The 17,484-nt window shown below is 59.5% G+C and carries 18 protein-coding genes; 9 read left to right on the top strand and 9 right to left on the bottom strand.

The genetic code is table 11. The annotated features are described in order from the left end of the window. The 4 genes from pta to ACR0J7_RS14395 form a co-directional block, all read left to right on the top strand. A partial coding sequence (gene pta / locus ACR0J7_RS14410; RefSeq protein WP_480900420.1) for a phosphate acetyltransferase occupies positions 1-981 on the top strand: 981 nt, incomplete at its 5' end. 90 nt (positions 982-1,071) lie between these two features. Next, positions 1,072-3,891, top strand: a complete 2,820-nt coding sequence (locus ACR0J7_RS14405) for a molybdopterin oxidoreductase family protein (RefSeq protein WP_480914686.1) — start codon at positions 1,072-1,074, stop codon at positions 3,889-3,891. 109 nt (positions 3,892-4,000) lie between these two features. After that, positions 4,001-4,750, top strand: a complete 750-nt coding sequence (locus ACR0J7_RS14400; protein ID WP_267363598.1) for a 4Fe-4S dicluster domain-containing protein — start codon at positions 4,001-4,003, stop codon at positions 4,748-4,750. Continuing rightward, a complete protein-coding gene (locus ACR0J7_RS14395) occupies positions 4,750-5,622 on the top strand; it encodes a dimethyl sulfoxide reductase anchor subunit family protein (protein WP_480484080.1) in 873 nt (290 codons plus the stop codon). Before ACR0J7_RS14400 ends, ACR0J7_RS14395 begins: the two co-directional genes overlap by 1 nt. Before the next feature lie 133 nt (positions 5,623-5,755). On the opposite strand, the gene dapA is transcribed toward ACR0J7_RS14395, so the two are convergent. After that, positions 5,756-6,628 (bottom strand): 4-hydroxy-tetrahydrodipicolinate synthase, encoded by an 873-nt coding sequence (dapA, locus tag ACR0J7_RS14390; RefSeq protein ID WP_480546637.1) that lies wholly within the window; start codon positions 6,626-6,628, stop codon positions 5,756-5,758. A 133-nt stretch (positions 6,629-6,761) separates the two neighbouring features. Between dapA and ACR0J7_RS14385 the strand changes: the two genes are divergently transcribed. Continuing rightward, positions 6,762-8,735 carry a lytic transglycosylase domain-containing protein gene (locus ACR0J7_RS14385; protein WP_480914684.1) on the top strand — a complete coding sequence of 658 codons (1,974 nt, stop codon included), beginning with the start codon at positions 6,762-6,764 and terminating at the stop codon, positions 8,733-8,735. Here ACR0J7_RS14385 and ACR0J7_RS14380 read toward each other — a convergent pair. Both ACR0J7_RS14380 and mnmC2 read right to left on the bottom strand, forming a co-directional pair. Further along, the gene (locus ACR0J7_RS14380) at positions 8,709-9,578 is read right to left on the bottom strand and encodes a DMT family transporter (protein WP_480914682.1); all 870 of its coding nucleotides are present in this window, start codon (positions 9,576-9,578) and stop codon (positions 8,709-8,711) included. The genes ACR0J7_RS14385 and ACR0J7_RS14380 overlap by 27 nt on opposite strands. Next, on the bottom strand, positions 9,575-10,240 hold the full coding sequence (mnmC2, locus tag ACR0J7_RS14375; RefSeq protein ID WP_480506390.1) for a tRNA (5-methylaminomethyl-2-thiouridine)(34)-methyltransferase MnmC2: 666 nt from the start codon (positions 10,238-10,240) through the stop codon (positions 9,575-9,577). Before mnmC2 ends, ACR0J7_RS14380 begins: the two co-directional genes overlap by 4 nt. 55 nt (positions 10,241-10,295) lie before the next feature. On the opposite strand from mnmC2, the gene ACR0J7_RS14370 reads away from it, so the two are divergent. After that, complete coding sequence (locus ACR0J7_RS14370; protein WP_480506391.1) at positions 10,296-11,330, top strand: NAD(P)/FAD-dependent oxidoreductase; 1,035 nt, start codon at positions 10,296-10,298, stop codon at positions 11,328-11,330. On the opposite strand, the gene ACR0J7_RS14365 is transcribed toward ACR0J7_RS14370, so the two are convergent. The 4 genes from ACR0J7_RS14365 to ACR0J7_RS14350 all read right to left on the bottom strand — a co-directional run bounded on the left by ACR0J7_RS14365 (position 11,322) and on the right by ACR0J7_RS14350 (position 14,283). Further along, positions 11,322-12,113: an HTD2 family dehydratase gene (locus ACR0J7_RS14365; RefSeq protein ID WP_480506392.1), complete on the bottom strand. Its 792-nt coding sequence runs from the start codon at positions 12,111-12,113 to the stop codon at positions 11,322-11,324. The two genes, ACR0J7_RS14370 and ACR0J7_RS14365, sit on opposite strands and share 9 nt — an antisense overlap. A gap of 15 nt (positions 12,114-12,128) precedes the next feature. Then, positions 12,129-12,671, bottom strand: a complete 543-nt coding sequence (locus tag ACR0J7_RS14360; RefSeq protein ID WP_480914679.1) for an NADPH-dependent FMN reductase — start codon at positions 12,669-12,671, stop codon at positions 12,129-12,131. A gap of 122 nt (positions 12,672-12,793) precedes the next feature. Next, positions 12,794-13,465 (bottom strand): YiaD family glycine zipper/OmpA-like lipoprotein, encoded by a 672-nt coding sequence (locus ACR0J7_RS14355; protein ID WP_209505259.1) that lies wholly within the window; start codon positions 13,463-13,465, stop codon positions 12,794-12,796. A 125-nt stretch (positions 13,466-13,590) separates the two neighbouring features. Continuing rightward, on the bottom strand, positions 13,591-14,283 hold the full coding sequence (locus tag ACR0J7_RS14350; RefSeq protein ID WP_480774077.1) for a helix-turn-helix transcriptional regulator: 693 nt from the start codon (positions 14,281-14,283) through the stop codon (positions 13,591-13,593). 104 nt (positions 14,284-14,387) lie between these two features. Between ACR0J7_RS14350 and ACR0J7_RS14345 the strand changes: the two genes are divergently transcribed. Further along, positions 14,388-14,579: a hypothetical protein gene (locus ACR0J7_RS14345; protein ID WP_267363584.1), complete on the top strand. Its 192-nt coding sequence runs from the start codon at positions 14,388-14,390 to the stop codon at positions 14,577-14,579. A 2-nt stretch (positions 14,580-14,581) separates the two neighbouring features. On the opposite strand, the gene ACR0J7_RS14340 is transcribed toward ACR0J7_RS14345, so the two are convergent. Next, positions 14,582-15,229 (bottom strand): RluA family pseudouridine synthase, encoded by a 648-nt coding sequence (locus ACR0J7_RS14340; RefSeq protein ID WP_267363583.1) that lies wholly within the window; start codon positions 15,227-15,229, stop codon positions 14,582-14,584. Between the two features lie 92 nt (positions 15,230-15,321). On the opposite strand from ACR0J7_RS14340, the gene ACR0J7_RS14335 reads away from it, so the two are divergent. After that, entirely contained in the window at positions 15,322-15,732 is a 411-nt protein-coding gene (locus ACR0J7_RS14335) for a nuclear transport factor 2 family protein (protein WP_480488637.1), read from the top strand. A gap of 4 nt (positions 15,733-15,736) precedes the next feature. Beyond that, positions 15,737-16,450, top strand: a complete 714-nt coding sequence (locus tag ACR0J7_RS14330) for an SGNH/GDSL hydrolase family protein (RefSeq protein ID WP_480488635.1) — start codon at positions 15,737-15,739, stop codon at positions 16,448-16,450. Here the strand turns inward: ACR0J7_RS14330 and rarD are convergent. Next, positions 16,441-17,346 (bottom strand): EamA family transporter RarD, encoded by a 906-nt coding sequence (rarD, locus tag ACR0J7_RS14325; RefSeq protein WP_480914677.1) that lies wholly within the window; start codon positions 17,344-17,346, stop codon positions 16,441-16,443. The genes ACR0J7_RS14330 and rarD overlap by 10 nt on opposite strands. Positions 17,347-17,484 lie beyond the last annotated feature (138 nt).

Here is a 17,484-nt window from a genome sequence, read left to right as displayed (position 1 = left end):
CGGCAAAACGCTCCGGCCACCCGTCCCATAATCGCCCTCAGCGAAGGCAACGACCCCCGCATCACAAAAGGGGCCATCAACGCGCAGAGGGCCAATCTGGCCGATATCATTCTGGTTGGCCCGCACGCCGAGGTCGAAGCAGCCCTGAACGATCAGGGGGCTGCGGCCTCTCAGGGCATTGAGATCCATGACCCCAAGACTTCGGACCTGACCGAAGAATTTGCCCAGACCTTTTTCGAACTTCGCCAGCATAAAGGCGTCGATCGGGCCAAGGCCCGTGCTGCCGTTGAAACACCCCCCGTCTATGCCGCCATGCTGGTGCGCAGCGGACGCGCCACCGGCACTGTAGGCGGGGCCGTTCACACGACCGGCGAAATCGTCCGTGCGGCGATCCAGGTGATTGGCATGGCCCCCGATGCAGGAATGGTGTCGTCTTTCTTCCTGATGTACCCGCCGGAAAACGCTCAGCCCGGGGCGCGGGCGATGCTGTATTCCGATTGCGGGCTGGTCATCAATCCGACCGCGGGCGAGCTGAGCAAGATCGCCATCGCGTCCGCCACATCGGCCCGGACGCTGCTGCAGGTCGATCCAAAGATCGCGATGCTCAGCTTTTCCACCAAGGGCAGCGCCAAGCATCCCGATGTGGACAAGGTGATCGAGGCCACTGAGTCGCTACGCCAGGCCGCGCCAGATCTGAACGTCGACGGTGAACTGCAATTCGACGCCGCCTTTGTACCTTCGGTTGGTGAGCGTAAATCACCGGGTTCGTCTGTCGCCGGGCAGGCCAACGTGATGATCTTTCCCAACCTTGATGCTGGCAATATCGGCTACAAAATCACCCAAAGACTGGGGGGCTACACCGCCATCGGACCGGTCTTACAGGGGCTGGCCAAACCCGCCAACGATCTGTCCCGCGGATGCAGCGCCGAGGATGTGACCCAGATGATCGCCGTGACCGCGCTACAGGCAAATGGACTGTAACACTTAATTTTCGCACCGCTCCCGGAACGATGTTCTAAAATACCGAGGAAACTGACAAAATCCTCCTGACATAACCAACTGGACCCGCAAATGACCCATCAGCAGCCGATCCTTGATACGTCACCGAAAGTCTCGGACGAAATCCGCAGGACCACCTGCTACATGTGCGCCTGTCGATGCGGCATCAACGTTCACATGAAAGACGGCAAGGTTGCTTATATCGAAGGCAATCGCGACCACCCGGTGAACAAGGGAGTCCTGTGTGCCAAGGGGTCTGCCGGGATCATGCAGGTCAATGCCCCCTCGCGCCTGCGCAAGCCACTGAAACGGGTCGGCCCGCGTGGCTCGGGCGAATTTGAGGAGATCAGCTGGGACGAAGCGCTGGAACTGGCTGTCAGCTGGCTGGAGCCGATCCGTAAAGACAACCCGGAAAAGCTGGCCTTTTTCACCGGCCGGGACCAAAGCCAGAGCTTCACCAGCTTCTGGGCGCAAAACTTCGGAACCTGCAACTATGCGGCGCATGGCGGCTTTTGTTCGGTCAATATGGCTGCGGGCGGCATTTATACGATGGGCGGCGCATTCTGGGAATTCGGCCAGCCTGATTGGGACCACACCAAACTGTTCATGTTGTTTGGCGTGGCCGAAGACCACGACTCCAACCCGATCAAAATGGGTATTGGCAAGATCAAGGCGCGCGGTGCACGTGTTATTGGCGTCAACCCTATCCGCAGCGGATACAACGCTGTCGCTGATGATTGGGTCGGCATCACACCGGGAACTGACGGACTGTTCATCCTGTCATTGATCCATGTGCTGATGAAAGCCGGAAAGATCGATCTCGACTATCTCAGCCGCTACACCAACGCCCCGGTTTTGGTGGACGCGTCCGAAGGCGCCGGAAACGGCCTGTTCCTGCGCGACGATGACGGAAAGCCCCTGGTCATCGACCGGAATACAGGCAAGCTGACGGCCTTCGACACGCCTGGCGTTCGCCCGGATTTGTCGGCGGTCTACGAAAACGACGGTGTCGTTCATCGCCCTGTGTTTCACTTGATGGCAGAAAAATACCTGTCCGAGGAACACGCGCCCGAAGCTGTTGCCGAAAAATGCGGTATCCCCGCCAATCGCATTCGCGCGATTGCAGCGGAACTGGCGCGTGTCGCCTTTGACGAGGCGTTTGAGCTCGATCACGAATGGACCGATTTCCGGGGCGAGAAACACACCAAGATGATTGGCCGCCCTGTCGCGATGCACTCGATGCGCGGCGTTTCGGCTCATGCCAATGGTTTCCAGACCTGCCGCGCGCTGCATGTGCTGCAGATCATCCTTGGCACGGTCGAGGTTCCCGGCGGCTTCCGCTTCAAGCCCCCCTACCCCAAACCGGTCGAGGCGCACCCGACACCGCATTGCAAGGTGACGCCCAATTCTCCGCTGGATGGCCCGCATCTGGGGTTTGTCCGCGGCCCGGAACACCTTGCACTGAAGGAAGATGGCAGCCCCGCGCGGATCGACAAGGCGTTCACCTGGGAAAACCCGATGTCCAGTCACGGGCTGATGCATATGGTGATCTCGAACGCACATGCGGGCGACCCGTATAAGATCGATACGCTGTTCATGTACATGGCCAACATGTCGTGGAACTCGACCATGAACACCAAGGGTGTCATCGAGATGCTGACGGACAAAGATGAAAACGGCGATTACGTGATCCCGCGCATCATCTATTCGGACGCCTATTCTTCCGAGATGGTGGCCTACGCGGACCTCATCCTTCCGGACACGACCTACCTCGAACGCCACGACTGTATTTCGCTGCTGGATCGCCCGATTTGCGAGGCGGATGCGGCCGCTGACGCAATCCGCTGGCCTGTGATCGAACCGGACCGCGACGTGCGCGGATTTCAGTCAGTATTGATCGATCTCGCTAACCGCATGAAACTTCCGGGTTTCACCCATGAAGACGGCAGCGCAAAATGGGTCGATTACGCCGACTACATCGTCAATCACGAACGCAAGCCGGGTATTGGCCCGCTGGCCGGATTCCGCGGTGAAAACGCCGACAAGGAAGGGCGCGGAGAGGTCAACCCGGATCAGTTGAACCACTATATCGAAAACGGCGGCTTCTACGTGGCGCATATCCCGCAAGGCGCGGATTACTACAAACCGTGGAATGCAGCCTATCAGGAATGGGCCGTGGGCATGGGGCTCTATGACAGCCCGCAGCCATACCTATTCCAACTCTACTCCGAACCGATGCGCAAGTTTCGGCTGGCAGCCGAAGGCCATGGCGACCGACAGCCGCCTGATCATTTGCGCCAGCGGATCAAAGACACGATGGACCCGCTTCCGATCTGGTACGAAACCGATCAGCACGGCAACGACGGCTTCACGGTCAACGCGCTGACCCAGCGCCCGATGGCGATGTATCACAGCTGGGGCACGCAAAACGCCTGGCTGCGGCAGTTGCACGGGCGAAACCCGCTCTATGTTCCGACCAGGCTGATGCGCAAGCACGGCCTGAACGACGGAGATTGGGCCAAAATCACATCCCCTCATGGTGAGATTACGGTCCCTGTGATGGAAATGGCCGCGCTGAACGACAACACCGTCTGGACATGGAACGCCATCGGCAAACGCAAAGGCGCCTGGGCCCTGCAAGAGGACGCGCCCGAGGCCACCAAGGGTTTCCTGCTCAACCACCTGATCCACGAATTGCTGCCGCCAAAAGGCGACGGGCTACGTTGGGCCAATTCCGACCCCATTACTGGTCAGGCCGCATGGTTTGACCTGAAGGTGAAAATCGAAAAGGCCGACGCGCCCGCCGATGCCCAAAGCCAGCCTCATTTTGACCCGATCAAATCACCGGTAGGAACCGGCCCTGCGAATTTGGCGTGGAAGGTGGGCAAATGACCCGGATCCGCACTTCATCTGGCCACAAATATCCCGGGGGTGAATTGAGCCGCAGGCTCAAGAGGGGGCTGGCCCCCTCACCCGTCCTCAACAGCACAGGTATCCTGACATGACCCAGCTACCGAACTCCACCGAGCGCAAGATGGGTCTGGTGATCGACCTGGACACCTGCGTTGGTTGCCATGCCTGCGTGATTTCCTGCAAAGGCTGGAACACGGAAAATTATGGCGCGCCGCTGTCCGATCAGGATGCCTATGGCGCCAATCCTTCGGGCACTTTCCTGAACCGCGTGCATTCCTACGAGGTGCAACCGGCGGAAGGGCACGCGCAACTGATCCATTTCCCTAAATCCTGCCTGCATTGCGAAGATGCGCCCTGTGTTACCGTGTGCCCGACCGGGGCCAGCTACAAGCGGGTCGAAGATGGCATCGTGCTGGTTAATGAAAGCGACTGTATCGGGTGCGGCCTGTGTGCCTGGTCCTGCCCCTATGGCGCGCGTGAACTGGACAAGGCCGAGGGGGTGATGAAGAAATGCACACTCTGCGTCGACCGGATCTATAATGAGAACCTGCCCGAGGTGGACCGGATTCCCTCCTGTGTCCGAACCTGTCCGGCGGGCGCGCGGCACTTTGGCGATCTGGGCGATCCGGACAGCGACGTCAGCAAGCTTGTTGCGGACCGCGGCGGAATGGACCTGATGCCCGAAATGGGCACCAAACCCGTCAATAAATATCTGCCGCCGCGCCCGAAAGACACGGTGGAAGATCAGATCGACATCCTGGCCCCCCTGTTGGCACCTGTCGCTGAAGAGCCCAAGGGCTTCCTCGGCTGGCTCGACAAGACGTTGGAGAAACTCTGATGCATCCTGCACCCTCCGTCATCCTCTTTACCACCCTGTCCGGTCTGGGCTTCGGCCTGCTCTTCTTTCTTGGTCTTGGCCTTCCGGCTGTCTCGGGTTGGGTGGCCTTTGTGTTCTTCGCCATTGCTTACGGTCTGGCCGTCGGAGGGCTGATGGCCTCGACCTTCCATCTCGGCCACCCGGAACGGGCCTGGAAGGCTTTTACTCAATGGAAAACGAGCTGGCTCAGCCGTGAGGGCTGGTGTGCCGTGCTCGCCCTGGTCGTCATGGGGCTTTACGCGATTGGCGTGGTGTTTCTGGATCGGCAATGGAGCCTGCTGGGTTGGATCGGAGCGTTGATGTCACTGGCGACCGTGTTCACGACTTCGATGATCTACACGCAACTCAAGACCATCCCGCGCTGGAATATGAACCTGACCCCCGCCATGTTCCTGAGCTTCAGCCTGGCAGGTGGTGCGTTGCTGGCTGGCCAGACACGGGTTGCCATTCCGCTTCTGCTGATCGCCGCGTTGGTTCAAATCCTGTATTGGAAGAAAGGCGACAAAGCGCTGGAAGCATCCGGAACGAATCTGGGCACAGCCACAGGTTTGGGTAACCGGGGTACCGTCAGAGCGTTCGAGCCACCGCATACCGGTACCAACTATCTGCTGCGTGAGTTTGTTCATGTGGTCGGGCGCAAACATGCCGATAAGCTAAGGGTGATCTCGTTTGTATTGGCCTTTGTCCTGCCGGTTCTGTTTCTGGTCCTGCCATTCAACCATTTCCTGGCCCTGCTGGCAGTGGCATCGCATCTGGCAGGCATCGCGACCTCGCGCTGGTTGTTCTTTGCGCAGGCTGAACATGTCGTAGGGCTTTATTACGGCAAACGCTGAGGGGGCTCTGCCCCCGCCGCGGCAAGCCGCAGCTCCCCCGGGACATTTTTGGCCAGATGAAGTTTGGATCCTGAAAACCAAAAAGGCGGCACTCGGTAGTCGAGGCCGCCTTTTCCGGTTTCTGAAGGCCGGGTTAGATGAGGCCCGCGTGTGCCATTGCCGCATCAATCGCGGCTTTTGTGTTGTCTTCCAGCTCAGTCAGAGGTGAGCGGACTTCGGTGCTGCAAAGGCCCAGTTTGCTGAGCGCGTATTTGGCGCCGACCAACCCGGGTTCTATAAAGATCGCTTCGTGCAGCGGCATCAGCTTGTCCTGGTATTCCAGTGCCTTTGCATAATCGCCCGACAATGTGGCCTGCTGGAATTCGGCGCATAGCCTGGGAGCCACGTTTGCGGTGACTGAAATGCATCCGACACCGCCATGGGCGTTAAAACCCAGTGCAGTGGCGTCTTCACCGGATAGCTGGCAGAAGTCCTTGCCACAGATCGCGCGCTGCTGGCTGACGCGCGCCAGATCGCCCGTCGCATCCTTGACACCGACAATACGCGGCAACCGGGCCAGTTCGCCCATGGTGGCCGGGGTCATGTCGATGACCGATCGCCCGGGAATGTTGTAGATGATGATCGGAATATCCGCAGCCTCGTGCAGGGCTTGGAAATGCGCGATCAGGCCGCGTTGAGTCGGTTTGTTGTAGTAAGGCGTGACAACCAGCGCCGCATCGGCACCAACTTTTTCGGCGAACTGAACGAACCGGACGGCTTCGACCGTGTTGTTCGACCCGGCACCGGCAATAACCGGAACACGGCCAGCAGCCGTTTTGACCACTTCTGCGATGACCGTTTCGTGTTCGTCGTGGCTGAGCGTCGGGCTTTCGCCGGTGGTTCCAACAGGCACCAGCCCGGTCGAGCCTTCGGAGATCTGCCATTCGACCAGATGTTTAAGCGTCTTCAGGTCCAACTCGCCGTTGTTGAACGGAGTGACGAGGGCTGGCATCGAGCCTTTGAACATGACACGCTCCTTAAGGTGCATATTGCGGTTTTTGCGCCTTGGTCACTCACGTTTCCAGCTTTGTGAGTTGATCCCGGCGGCGCAGGGTTTATCCTCACAGGCTCTATCCTCGGTTGGTTGGGAAATGCAAGGGATGACACGCTTTCTGGCACTGTTGACTGGAGTGATTCTATACGCAGTGACGACACCGCAAGCCGCACGCGCGGATGCGGCCGGTGATTTGCGCGCTGGGCTGTATGAAATGCGCAAGGGCGACTGGAATGCGGCGCTGCGCGTATCGGGCCAGCGTGGCTCGGTCTCGCGCGATGTCATCGTCTGGCACTGGTTACGTGAGGGATTTGGCAGCTCGGGCGATGTGCTGGTGTTTCTCGAACGCCGCCCGGACTGGCCCGGGCTGGACTGGCTGCGCCGCAAGAGTGAGCCAATCTTTACCGGGGCCGATCCGGACAGGGTTCTGAAGTTTTACGCTGGCTTGCCCCCTCAGACTGCTGAAGGCGCGCTGAACTATGCGGTGGCCCTTAAGGCCAAAGGGCGCATTGGCGAGGCGGAGGCCGATATCGTGACAGCCTGGCGCACCATGCCGATGGGGTCGGGGTTGCAAAAGGACTATCTGGAGAACTTTGCCAGACTGCTGAAGCCGCACCATGCCGCGCGGCTGGACCGGATGCTGTGGGATGGCCATTTGGTCAGCGCAGAACAGATGCTGCCCTTGGTCAGCACCGACGAGCGCAAGTTGGCCGAAGCGCGGATCGCATTGCAGAAACGCCAGCCAGGCGTTGACGGCAAGGTGGCGGCGGTGCCGAAGTCGCTGGCAGATACGCCGGGGCTGGCATTCGACCGTTTTGTCTGGCGGGACAAGAAAGAACTGGATGACAGCGCCGTCGACCTGATGCTGGCACGGTCAAGCGGACCGGAAGCCCTGGGCGAGCCTGACAGATGGGCCGAGGGTCGCCGCCGTCTGGCCCGGCTCGAGATGCGATCGGGGCGGGCGGCGCGTGCTTATGACGTAGCGGCCAAGCACCATATGACCCCCGAAATGGGATATTCCTATGCGGATCTGGAGTGGCTGGCCGGGTTTCTGGCCCTGCGCAAACTGAATGACCCCGCCACAGCCGTGCGACACTTCCAGAATTTTTCGGATGCCGTGCAATCGCCAATCTCGAAAGGGCGCGGCGGCTATTGGCTGGGGCGGGCTTACGCCGAGCTTGGGGACGCAGACAAAGCCTATGAGGCCTACGCCATGGGCGCGGATCATCAGACCTCTTTTTATGGTTTGCTGGCGGCGGAACGGATCGGACGACCATTTGACAAGGAACTGGCCAATCCGCGTCGCGCCCCGCATTGGCGTCAGGCTGAGTTCGCCGATTCCAGCGTTCTGGAAGCCGGGCTGCTGTTGCTCAAGGCCGGCGAAGACAACTTGTCCGAGAGGTTCCTGACCCATCTTGTCGAAGGTCTTGACCCTGTGCAGGCCAATCAGTTGGGCGACCTTGCGATTGAGCTGAAACAGCCGCATCTGGCCGTGATGATCGCCAAGCGGGCAGCGACCACGGGCACTGTTTTGCCTGCGGCCTATTACCCGGTTCATCCGGTGGCCGACATGCGCCTGCCAATGGCCAAGGAAATGACGCTGGCCATCGCGCGGCGCGAAAGCGAATTTGATCCGGTTGTCGTCAGCGGCGCGGGGGCGCGCGGCCTGATGCAAGTGATGCCTGCAACAGCCAAGCTGGTGGCTGGAGAACTGGGGATACTCAGCGGCCATCAGACCGGTCGGTTGACGTCGGACTGGCAATACAATGCCAAGCTTGGCGCCAACTATCTTTCGGGCCTTGCAACCGAGTTCAACGGGAATGTCGTCATGATGGCGGCTGGATACAATGCCGGTCCAAAGCGCCCGATCTCGTGGATGGAACGCTATGGTGATCCGCGCACCGGTGAGGTGGATATCGTAGACTGGATTGAGACCATTCCGTTCAATGAGACGCGCAATTATGTGATGCGCGTGACCGAAAGCCTGCCGGTCTACCGCGCCCGTCTGGGGCAGCCCGCCCTGCCGGTTCCGTTTTCGCAGGAACTGATCGGATCATCGCTGGCGGCGTTCGCGCCATAAGGTAAACAGACCTGCGGCCACAACAATCGCTGCGCCCGTGACAACTTCGGGGCGCAGTTTTTCACCAAAGATCGAAATCCCCAGAATCGCGCTCCAGACAAGGTGGAAATAGGCGAAGGGTTGGACGGCGCTGGCTTCGGCCATCTCATAACATTTGATCAGCAGCCAGTGCCCCGTTGCCCCGCTGACGCACAGCAACGCCATCCACAGCCAGTCGCTGCGGGCCATTGGCTCCCAGAACCACATTCCAAAAAGGGTCATGGCGATGGCACCAACAACGCCGGTCCAGAAAAAGCTGGTGGCCGTGCTGTCCTGACGTGCGACGTAGCGCGTCAGCAGGCCGTAAATCGCAAACAAAAACGCCGAGATCAGCGGTATGACGGCCCAAGGATCAAAAACACCAACGCCCGGCTGCAGAATGATCAGAACACCAATGCAACCAACGCCGATTGCAACCCAGCGCCGCCATCCAACCTTTTCACCCAGAACCGGACCGCTCAGCGCGGCGACAAGCAGGGGATAGCATATGAAAACGGCCATACTGTCGATCAGACCGAGCACTGTGAAACCGAACACGGCGACGCAGATCTCGGTGGCCAGCAGCAGGCCCCGCAATATTTGCAACCCCATCTGGTTCGTCTGCATGGCTGCCCTTAACCCGCCTGAGGATCGCGCCGCCAGTGCAATGACAAAGGCCGCGAAGAACCAATAGCGGATCATCACCACCATGTAGGTGTTATAGGTTCCGGCCAAATGGCGTGAGATGCCGTCCTGCAAGGCAAAGACAATCGTCGCGCCCACCATCAGCGCGATACCCGCACCTGCATTGTTTTTCTGCGTCATGCCTTGAGCGCCCGCGTCATGTGCCGCTTGCGGCCATAGCCGGATGTACGGGTGACGGTGAAACCGGCATCCTGAAGCCCGCGTCGAACAAACCCGGCGGCCGTATATGTGGCTGCCGTGCCATCGGTGGCGGTGTGCGCCGCCACTTGCTGCATCAGCTCTGCCCCCCACAATTCAGGGTTCTTGGCAGGAGAGAACCCGTCTAGGAACCAGGCGTTGGCCATGCCTGCCCATTGCGGCAGGCTGTTGCGCGCATCGCCGATGATCACGTCGCATTGAAGGGTTTCAAGATTGCACGCGTGACCTGTCCAATGGGCCAGAAACCGGTTGCTCCACGGGTGTAACTCGGGGAAGGCCTCAAGCGCGCGACGCATATCATCCGTGGCCATGGGAAAGGCTTCGAAACTGGTGAACCGAAGTGGCCCTGTTTGGCCGGATCTCTCCCATTCGGACCAAACCGTCAGCAGGTTCAGACCGGTGCCAAAGCCCAACTCGGCAATATGAAACCCCGGCGCAAAGCGTTCTGGCAGACCATTGCCTGCCAGAAACACATGGCGCGTCTCTTCCAGCCCGTTCTGCAAAGAGTAATAGGGATCGTCGAAACGGTCCGAGACCGGTATCTGATCCTCGGTCCACGTCAATTCGGCATGCTGGTCTGCCATCGGGGAATCCTGTAGCTAAGCGGCGCGACACTGAACAAGGAAAAGGGAATTGGCAATGGTCGATGTGACGGTTCGCGGGGCGGGAATTTTCGGCCTGTCCATCGCTTGGGCCTGCGCCCGGCGGGGCGCGAAGGTACAGGTCGTCGACCCTTTTGGGCCGGGCTCCGGGTCCAGTGGCGGTCTGGTGGGGGCCTTGGCCCCGCATGTGCCCGAAAACTGGAATGCCAAGAAAGCTTTTCAATTCGACAGCCTGATCATGGCCGAACCCTTTTGGCAGCAGGTCGAGGGTACCGGCGGCGTTTCCCCCGGCTATGGCCGTCTGGGCCGTCTTCAACCCATTCCTGACACCCGCAGCCTTGATCTGGCCCGGCAACGCGAAGGTTCAGCCGATCAACTTTGGCAGGGGCTGGCAGAGTGGCGGGTGATCAGCACATCGCAGGCCGGATCGTGGTGCCCGCCCAGCCCCACCGGCTTTGTCATCCGCGATACACTGACAGCGCGCATGCATCCCCGGCGGGCCTGCGCCGCTCTGGTTGCAGCCCTTGAGGTGATGGGCGTTCACGTTGTCAGTAACGCTGATGATAAAGGACAGGTTGTCCACGCCACGGGCCTAGCAGGATTACTGGAACTGAACGACGCCTACGGAAAAACCGTCGGAAACGGTGTCAAAGGCCAGGCCGCCCTGTTGCGCTTTGATGCAGGAGAGATGCCACAGCTATTCGCAGATGCGGTCCATATCGTGCCACATGCGGACGGAACGCTTGCAATCGGATCAACGTCTGAACGGGATTATGACGACCCGACCAGCACAGACAGTGCTTTGGACGATGTCATAGACCGCGCCACGCGCGCGCTGCCGCTTTTGCACGGGGCCGAGGTGATCGAACGTTGGGCCGGGGTGCGTCCCCGCAGCAAAAGCCGCGCCCCGATGTTGGGCCTGCATCCATTGCACCAGGGCCAGTTCATCGCCAATGGCGGCTTCAAGATCGGCTTTGGCATGGCTCCGAAAGTTGCCGAGGTTATGGCCGATCTGATGCTGGAGGACCGGGATTCGATCCCCGATGACTTCCGCCCCGAAGTCTCACTGTAATAGGGCCACAGCCTTCATGCATTGCCGCCCGTCCGGGCCGCGCACCCACATGTCCTGACCGTTCCGGCACAGCTGGGCAGTCTCGAAATGCATCAACGGTGAGGTCGCACGGAAAGAAAACGACTTGAGTGGTCCGCCAAGATCAACTGCAAACAGCATCAGAAGCTGCGCCAGAAGTGGCCCGTGCACAACCAGCCCTGCATATCCTTCCACATCACGCGCATAGTCCAGATCGTAGTGAATGCGATGGCCGTTGAAGGTCAGCGCCGAATAGCGAAACAGCAGGGTGGAATTAAACTCGACCGCGCGGATATCCGTTTCATCCGTGCGCGATTGGGGCGGCGCCGGAGCCATCACACCCGGTGCGGGGTCTTCACGATAAACAAGATCCTGCCATTCTGTCAGACAAAGTTGGCCGCCTTGCCGTATCTCGTGCCGCAACGTGACAAAACCCAACGGGCCGGACCGCCCCGCTTTTGCGCTTTGGTTTTCAAGAACCGATGTCCTGTCAGCAGGGACACCCGCGATCAGCGGTGCATGAAATTCCAATTGCCCACCGGCCCACATTCTGCGGGGCAATCCCATATCCGGGATCAGGCCACCCACCTTGGGATGCCCATCCCGCCCCAGCGCGGCAGGTGGTTGCGGCGCCCAGAAATAGAGCTGATGGAAGAATGGCGGCAGAGTTGAGCCTTTGGCAATAGTTGGCTCAGAGCCCAACGCAACCTGAAACGACGCGGCACGGGCCGGGTCAAGAATATCGCTTTGACGCTGTTCCAACATATGGGCAGTCCAAGCTCAGAAACCGGCCTCGGCCCTGAGTTTCTGCATCAGCATGTGCAGTGAATTTTCATATCGCTCGGACAACAACCTTCCCTGATCGTCGAACTCATTCGAACTGTCGGCGAGGTGGATTTCCGGACCCTGCAAGATGCGGGGCTGAAAGGGTACCATGCAGGCGCGCAGGATCATCTGTGCCCTTTCCCCACCCGCGCGGCCACCCGCGGCCGACATCACGGCAACCGGCTTGCCCGCCCATGGATTGCCTTTCGTCCGGCTGACCCAGTCCAGTGCGTTTTTCAGAACTCCCGAAGGCCCTTTGTTGTACTCGGGCGTCGAGATGATCACCGCATCCGCCTGCCCGATCTGGTCGGCCAGCATCTGAACAGATGCCGGTATCCCTTCGGCATCCTCCAGATCGCCATCATAAAGCGGCAGGTTCAGGTCTGCTTCGGTATAGCTGACAGGGTCGAACAACCGGGCCGCTTCGCGCAGCAGTTTGCGGTTCGTCGCGCCCTTGCGCAGGGAGCCGGACAGGCCAAGCAGGGTCGGTTGAGACATCAGGGACAACTCCGTTTCAGTGTTTCCCAATAGTTAGACCGAGATTGGCCCTGACCAAACCCCCATTGACGCACAGTCATTGCGCAACAAGGGCCGGGCCCGAACGGGCCTGCGTTTCAGGATCACGCGTTTCCGCTGGGGACCACAACAATCTCAACCCGACGGTTTTGCGCTTTTCCTTGCGGCGTCAGGTTGGACGCGACCGGGTTGTTTTCACCCTGACCGTAGGTTCTGATACGGCTGTAGCTGACACCATTGGCTTGCAGGATATCCGCGACCGCGTTTGCGCGACGCTCGGACAAACCCTGATTATAAGACGCGTCACCATCGCTGTCGGTATGACCGATGATCTGCACGTTCGAGTTGGGATAGTTGACAAGGTTTTGGCCCACTTTTACCAGATCCGCCCGCAGCGCCGGGCGCACGGTCGAGCTGTCCGTGTCAAACGTAATGTCATTCGGAACAGTCACGATCAGCCGGTCACCCGCATTGACGATAGTAATCCCGTCATTTGCCAGTTGCTGACGCAATTCCGCAGCCTGCTTGTCCAACTGGTTGCCGATCAGACCGCCACCTGTGGCACCAATGGCGGCACCAGCCAGCGCCCCAAGACCCGGGTTCGAATTATTGGCGATCGCGCCGACACCCGCACCGATAAGCCCCCCCAGAACCGCACCCTGCTTGGTATTTTTATTGGGGTCGTTCTGCACGGTCAGGGTGCCCGGATCGGTACAGGCCGTCACGGCCATGATTGAACACAAGCCTGTCGCCAGGAAAAACTTTGAAATCGTCATGATATCACCTTCTGCTCCGGTACCCGTTCTTCGGGCTTGATCCATTTCACCCAGTATATCACTGCGCTTGCTCACAGGCTCAAGCAACAATGCGGTGAAATAGGCGAATACCCGCCAAAGGCCACTCATACCGGTTCCGCAAAGGTGCCCGCGTGCTGTTGCTCCTGCCAGAGATCGCGCAAAGATTTACCCTGCCCCAGAAATCCTTCGTCAGTGTATTCACTGGACCAGATGCGATCGGTTCTGAAATGGCGAAAGCCGTTTCGCATCTCGCACCACCCTGCCAGCAACGAACATTCGACGTGATAGATCAGCGCCAGTGGGCGCACCACGCGGATGGTTTGTTCGCCTTCACCATCTACGTAAGTGATGCGGATTTTCCGTTCTGCCCGAATAGCTTCGCGGTAATGCGAAACAGAAACACACCCCTTCTCGGGATCATCCGCCGGAGCCCCCCAGGGTGAAACCTGCAACCAATCAGTCGGGCTATGCAGCGCATCGATCTTCTGACAGATCCGACTGGCGGCGCGCTGCAGGTGGCTGTCGCCGGTGCGCGCCAGAAGAGACAGGCCAACCCACAGGGCTTCAACCTCTTCCGCGTCGAAATTCAGAGGCGGCAGATCGTAACCGCGCCGCATCATGTAACCGACACCGGCCTCACCTTCGATAGGTGTTCGCTGGGCCTGCAATTCGGCAATGTCACGATAGACAGTGCGGCTGGACACCTCTAGCCGGGTGGCCAGTGCTTCTGCCGTGACCGGCGCACTTGCGGCCCGCAAGATCTGGATGATTTCAAACAAACGGGTCGAACGGCGCATCGCATTCTCCTGACACTCTGCTGACACCCTAGCACACCCCACTGACAACATGCTGTCAGCAGTGACGCGCGATTATGGGGGGATATCACACAAGGAGCCAAGAAATGCCGCACCTCGACAACCACGTCATGATGACACTGAAACTTGGCCAATGGTCACAGGACCACACACTGCGTGCCTTCGAGATTGAACGTGAGATCGCGCAGGAGCGCCATCGCCGCCAATCGGTTTCGACGAAACGAACAAGACGCATTTCGCTGGGCAACCTGAAGATGCTGTGGGCCAGAATTGCCTGAGATCAGAAATCGGGCAGGGCGCGAAACTTCATCGAATGCCCGCCCTCGGGATGCTTCAGGCGCAATTCTTCGGAATGCAGCATCAATCTGGGAAACTCCCTCGCCGCACCTGTTGCATAGAACGGATCGCCCAGGATCGGGTGACCCAATGCCTGCATATGAACGCGCAGCTGATGAGACCGCCCGGTTTTAGGAAACATACGCACGCGAGAGGTCTCGCCCTCATGTTTCACAACGCGCCAATCGGTGACCGCAGGTTTGCCCGTATCATGACACACCATTTGTCTGGGTCGGTTGGGCCAGTCCACGATCAACGGCAGGTCAACCGTGCCGGTCTTTGGCTCCATCCGCCCCCAGACACGGGCAATATAGGTTTTCCGGGTCTGCCGCTTTTCGAACTGCATACTCAGATGCCGTTGCGCATGGGGTGTTTGGGCAAAAACCATGACACCTGATGTGTCCCGGTCCAGTCGATGCACAAGCAACGCCTGAGGGAAAGCCGCCTGCACGCGTGTCAGAAGGCAATCAGCCAGATGATCGCCCCGCCCCGGCACGGAAAGCAGACCCGACGGTTTGTTCACCACAATCAGCTGCGCATCTTCGTGCAGCACGTCCAGCGCGGTTTGTGGGGGGGCATAGGTTTCGCTCATGCGGGCCTGCCTATCTCAGCGCGCTTCTTCCCGCAACGTCGTCCTTGCGCGCCCGGTCATGATCGGTGAACTTCTGCGCAGGAGGACAGGACATGCACCCGACAATTGAACGACTGCAAGAGGTTGTCGCCAAGGGCGATGAGGCGCTGATCCACGATCTGCTGGCCGAAGATGTGCAGTTCCTGCCACCAACCTATTTCAGCACCTGGACCGGGCGCGCACCTGTGGCTGCCGTTCTTGGCCATGTCGGGCAGGTCTTTTCCGACTTCCGGTATCGCCGGATTATGGGCGCTGGCAACGATTGGGCGCTGGAGTTTCAATGCAAGATTGGAGATCTGGACGGCATTGGCGTTGACCTCATTACGCTGAACGAGGACGGTTTGATCAAAATCTTCGAAGTCGCCATGCGCCCTTACAAAACAGTCGGCGCTTTGCGCGAGGCGATGATGGCGCGCGTGATGACTGACGCTCGTTTTCTGGAATTCAAAAACGCCCTGACGTGACCTGATGATGCGCACCCTGATAGCACCCGACCAGGTTCTACGTGTGCCCTTGTTGCCCGTTCTGGCCACGCAAGCCCTTTTGGTGCGCCGTAACGCCCGGCTTTTGCCGGAGCCCACTGGCCCGCGAGAGGGCCGATCAGGGCGTGGCCCCCGCCTGCGTCTGCTGATCACCGGCGATAGCTCGGCGGCCGGAGTGGGCGCGGGAACTCAGGCGCAGGCCTTGTCGGGGCAGCTTGTGGACCGGCTGGCCAGACATCACACGGTCGAGTGGCAACTTGCGGCCACCACAGGGTACACGACGCTGGATACGATCGACCACCTGAGGGGCATAAAGGGCGAATTCGATGCGGTGGTCACGGCTTTGGGGGTGAATGACGTCACCCGCGCCGTCTCTTGCCGCACATTTGCGGATCGCCAGGCGCAGCTTATCAACATCCTGTCAAACGAACTGGGGGCGCGGCGTATAATCATCACCGGCGTTCCGCAAATGAACAGGTTTCCGGCCCTGCCACATCCATTGGCCTGGGTGCTTGGCCGTCAGGCTGCACGGCTGGATAATGCGTTGCAACAGGTTGTGTCCGTCCATCCCCATGTGCAGCACCTGAGGCTTGATCTGCCCGACGACCCGGCCCTGGCGGCACCGGACGGCTATCACCCAAGCCCCCGGGCCTTTGCGCTGTGGGCAGATGCCGCAGCACGCCTGTTGCTTCAGGCCTGAGCCCGCGCCTGCCGGATCAATGGGATCGAGTAAATGACCAAAGCCACCCAGATCAGGGGGAATGCGATCATACGTCCGGTGTCGATCTTCTCACCGAACAGAGTGATGGCTGTAATGAAAATCATAGTCGGCGCAATGTATTGCAGGATGCCCATGGTCGACAGGCGCACCAGCTTGGCTCCGTTCGCATAGACCAGCAATGGCACCGCCGTGACGATACCGGCGCAGGACAACAATGTGGTATCGGACATCGCTGCGCCGAAATGGCCTGTGCCTTGCACACCCAGCCAGGTGACATAGGCCAGGGCCGGGATCAAAAGGATCAGGACCTCAAGCAGAAAGCCCTGGTTGGGACCAATTGGAAGGGATCTCTTGAAGAATGCATAGAAACCCCAACTGACCATCAAACCCAGCGCCGCCCAGGGAAGTCGCCCAGCCTCAAGCACAAGCACAAGAACGCCCAGCGCGGCAAGCCCCACCGCGAACAGCTGGGTCCGCGTCAGGGGCTCACGCAGCAAAATCGCGCCTAACGCGATACTGAACAGCGGGTTTATGTAATACCCCAGCGCCGCGTCCAGCGCGTGCCCTGTCGAGATCGCCCAAACATAAATCGCCCAGTTCACGGAAATCAGCGCCGCCGTCAAAGCCGCCATGGCCAGCATCCGGGGATTGCCCAGTGCAGCTTTCAAGTCCCGGGTGCGCCCCAGCGCGACCAGCAGCAAACCTGCAACCGGAACAGACCAGATAACCCGATGCGCCACCACCTCGACAGGTCCAATGTGATCCATCGCCTTCATATAAAGCGGCAGGAATCCCCACATGACGTACGCCGTGACAGCCAAAGCCAATCCTTTGGGAGTATCCACATTCTGAGGTGGTAATGGCGTGGGTGTCACGAAGGCTCTCCGGTCGATACCGGTTCCGTTTACGGCAGAACTGAACGGATTGAAAACTCTGAAAACAGTGAAGTGTCACATAACGATTTGTGATAAGTTTGCTGACCGCAGCTGTTGCCGCCAAAATTGCGAGGCTCT

The sequence above is a fragment of the Ruegeria sp. O4 genome (assembly GCF_056535125.1).
This window is presented reverse-complemented; position numbering and strand designations above follow the sequence as displayed.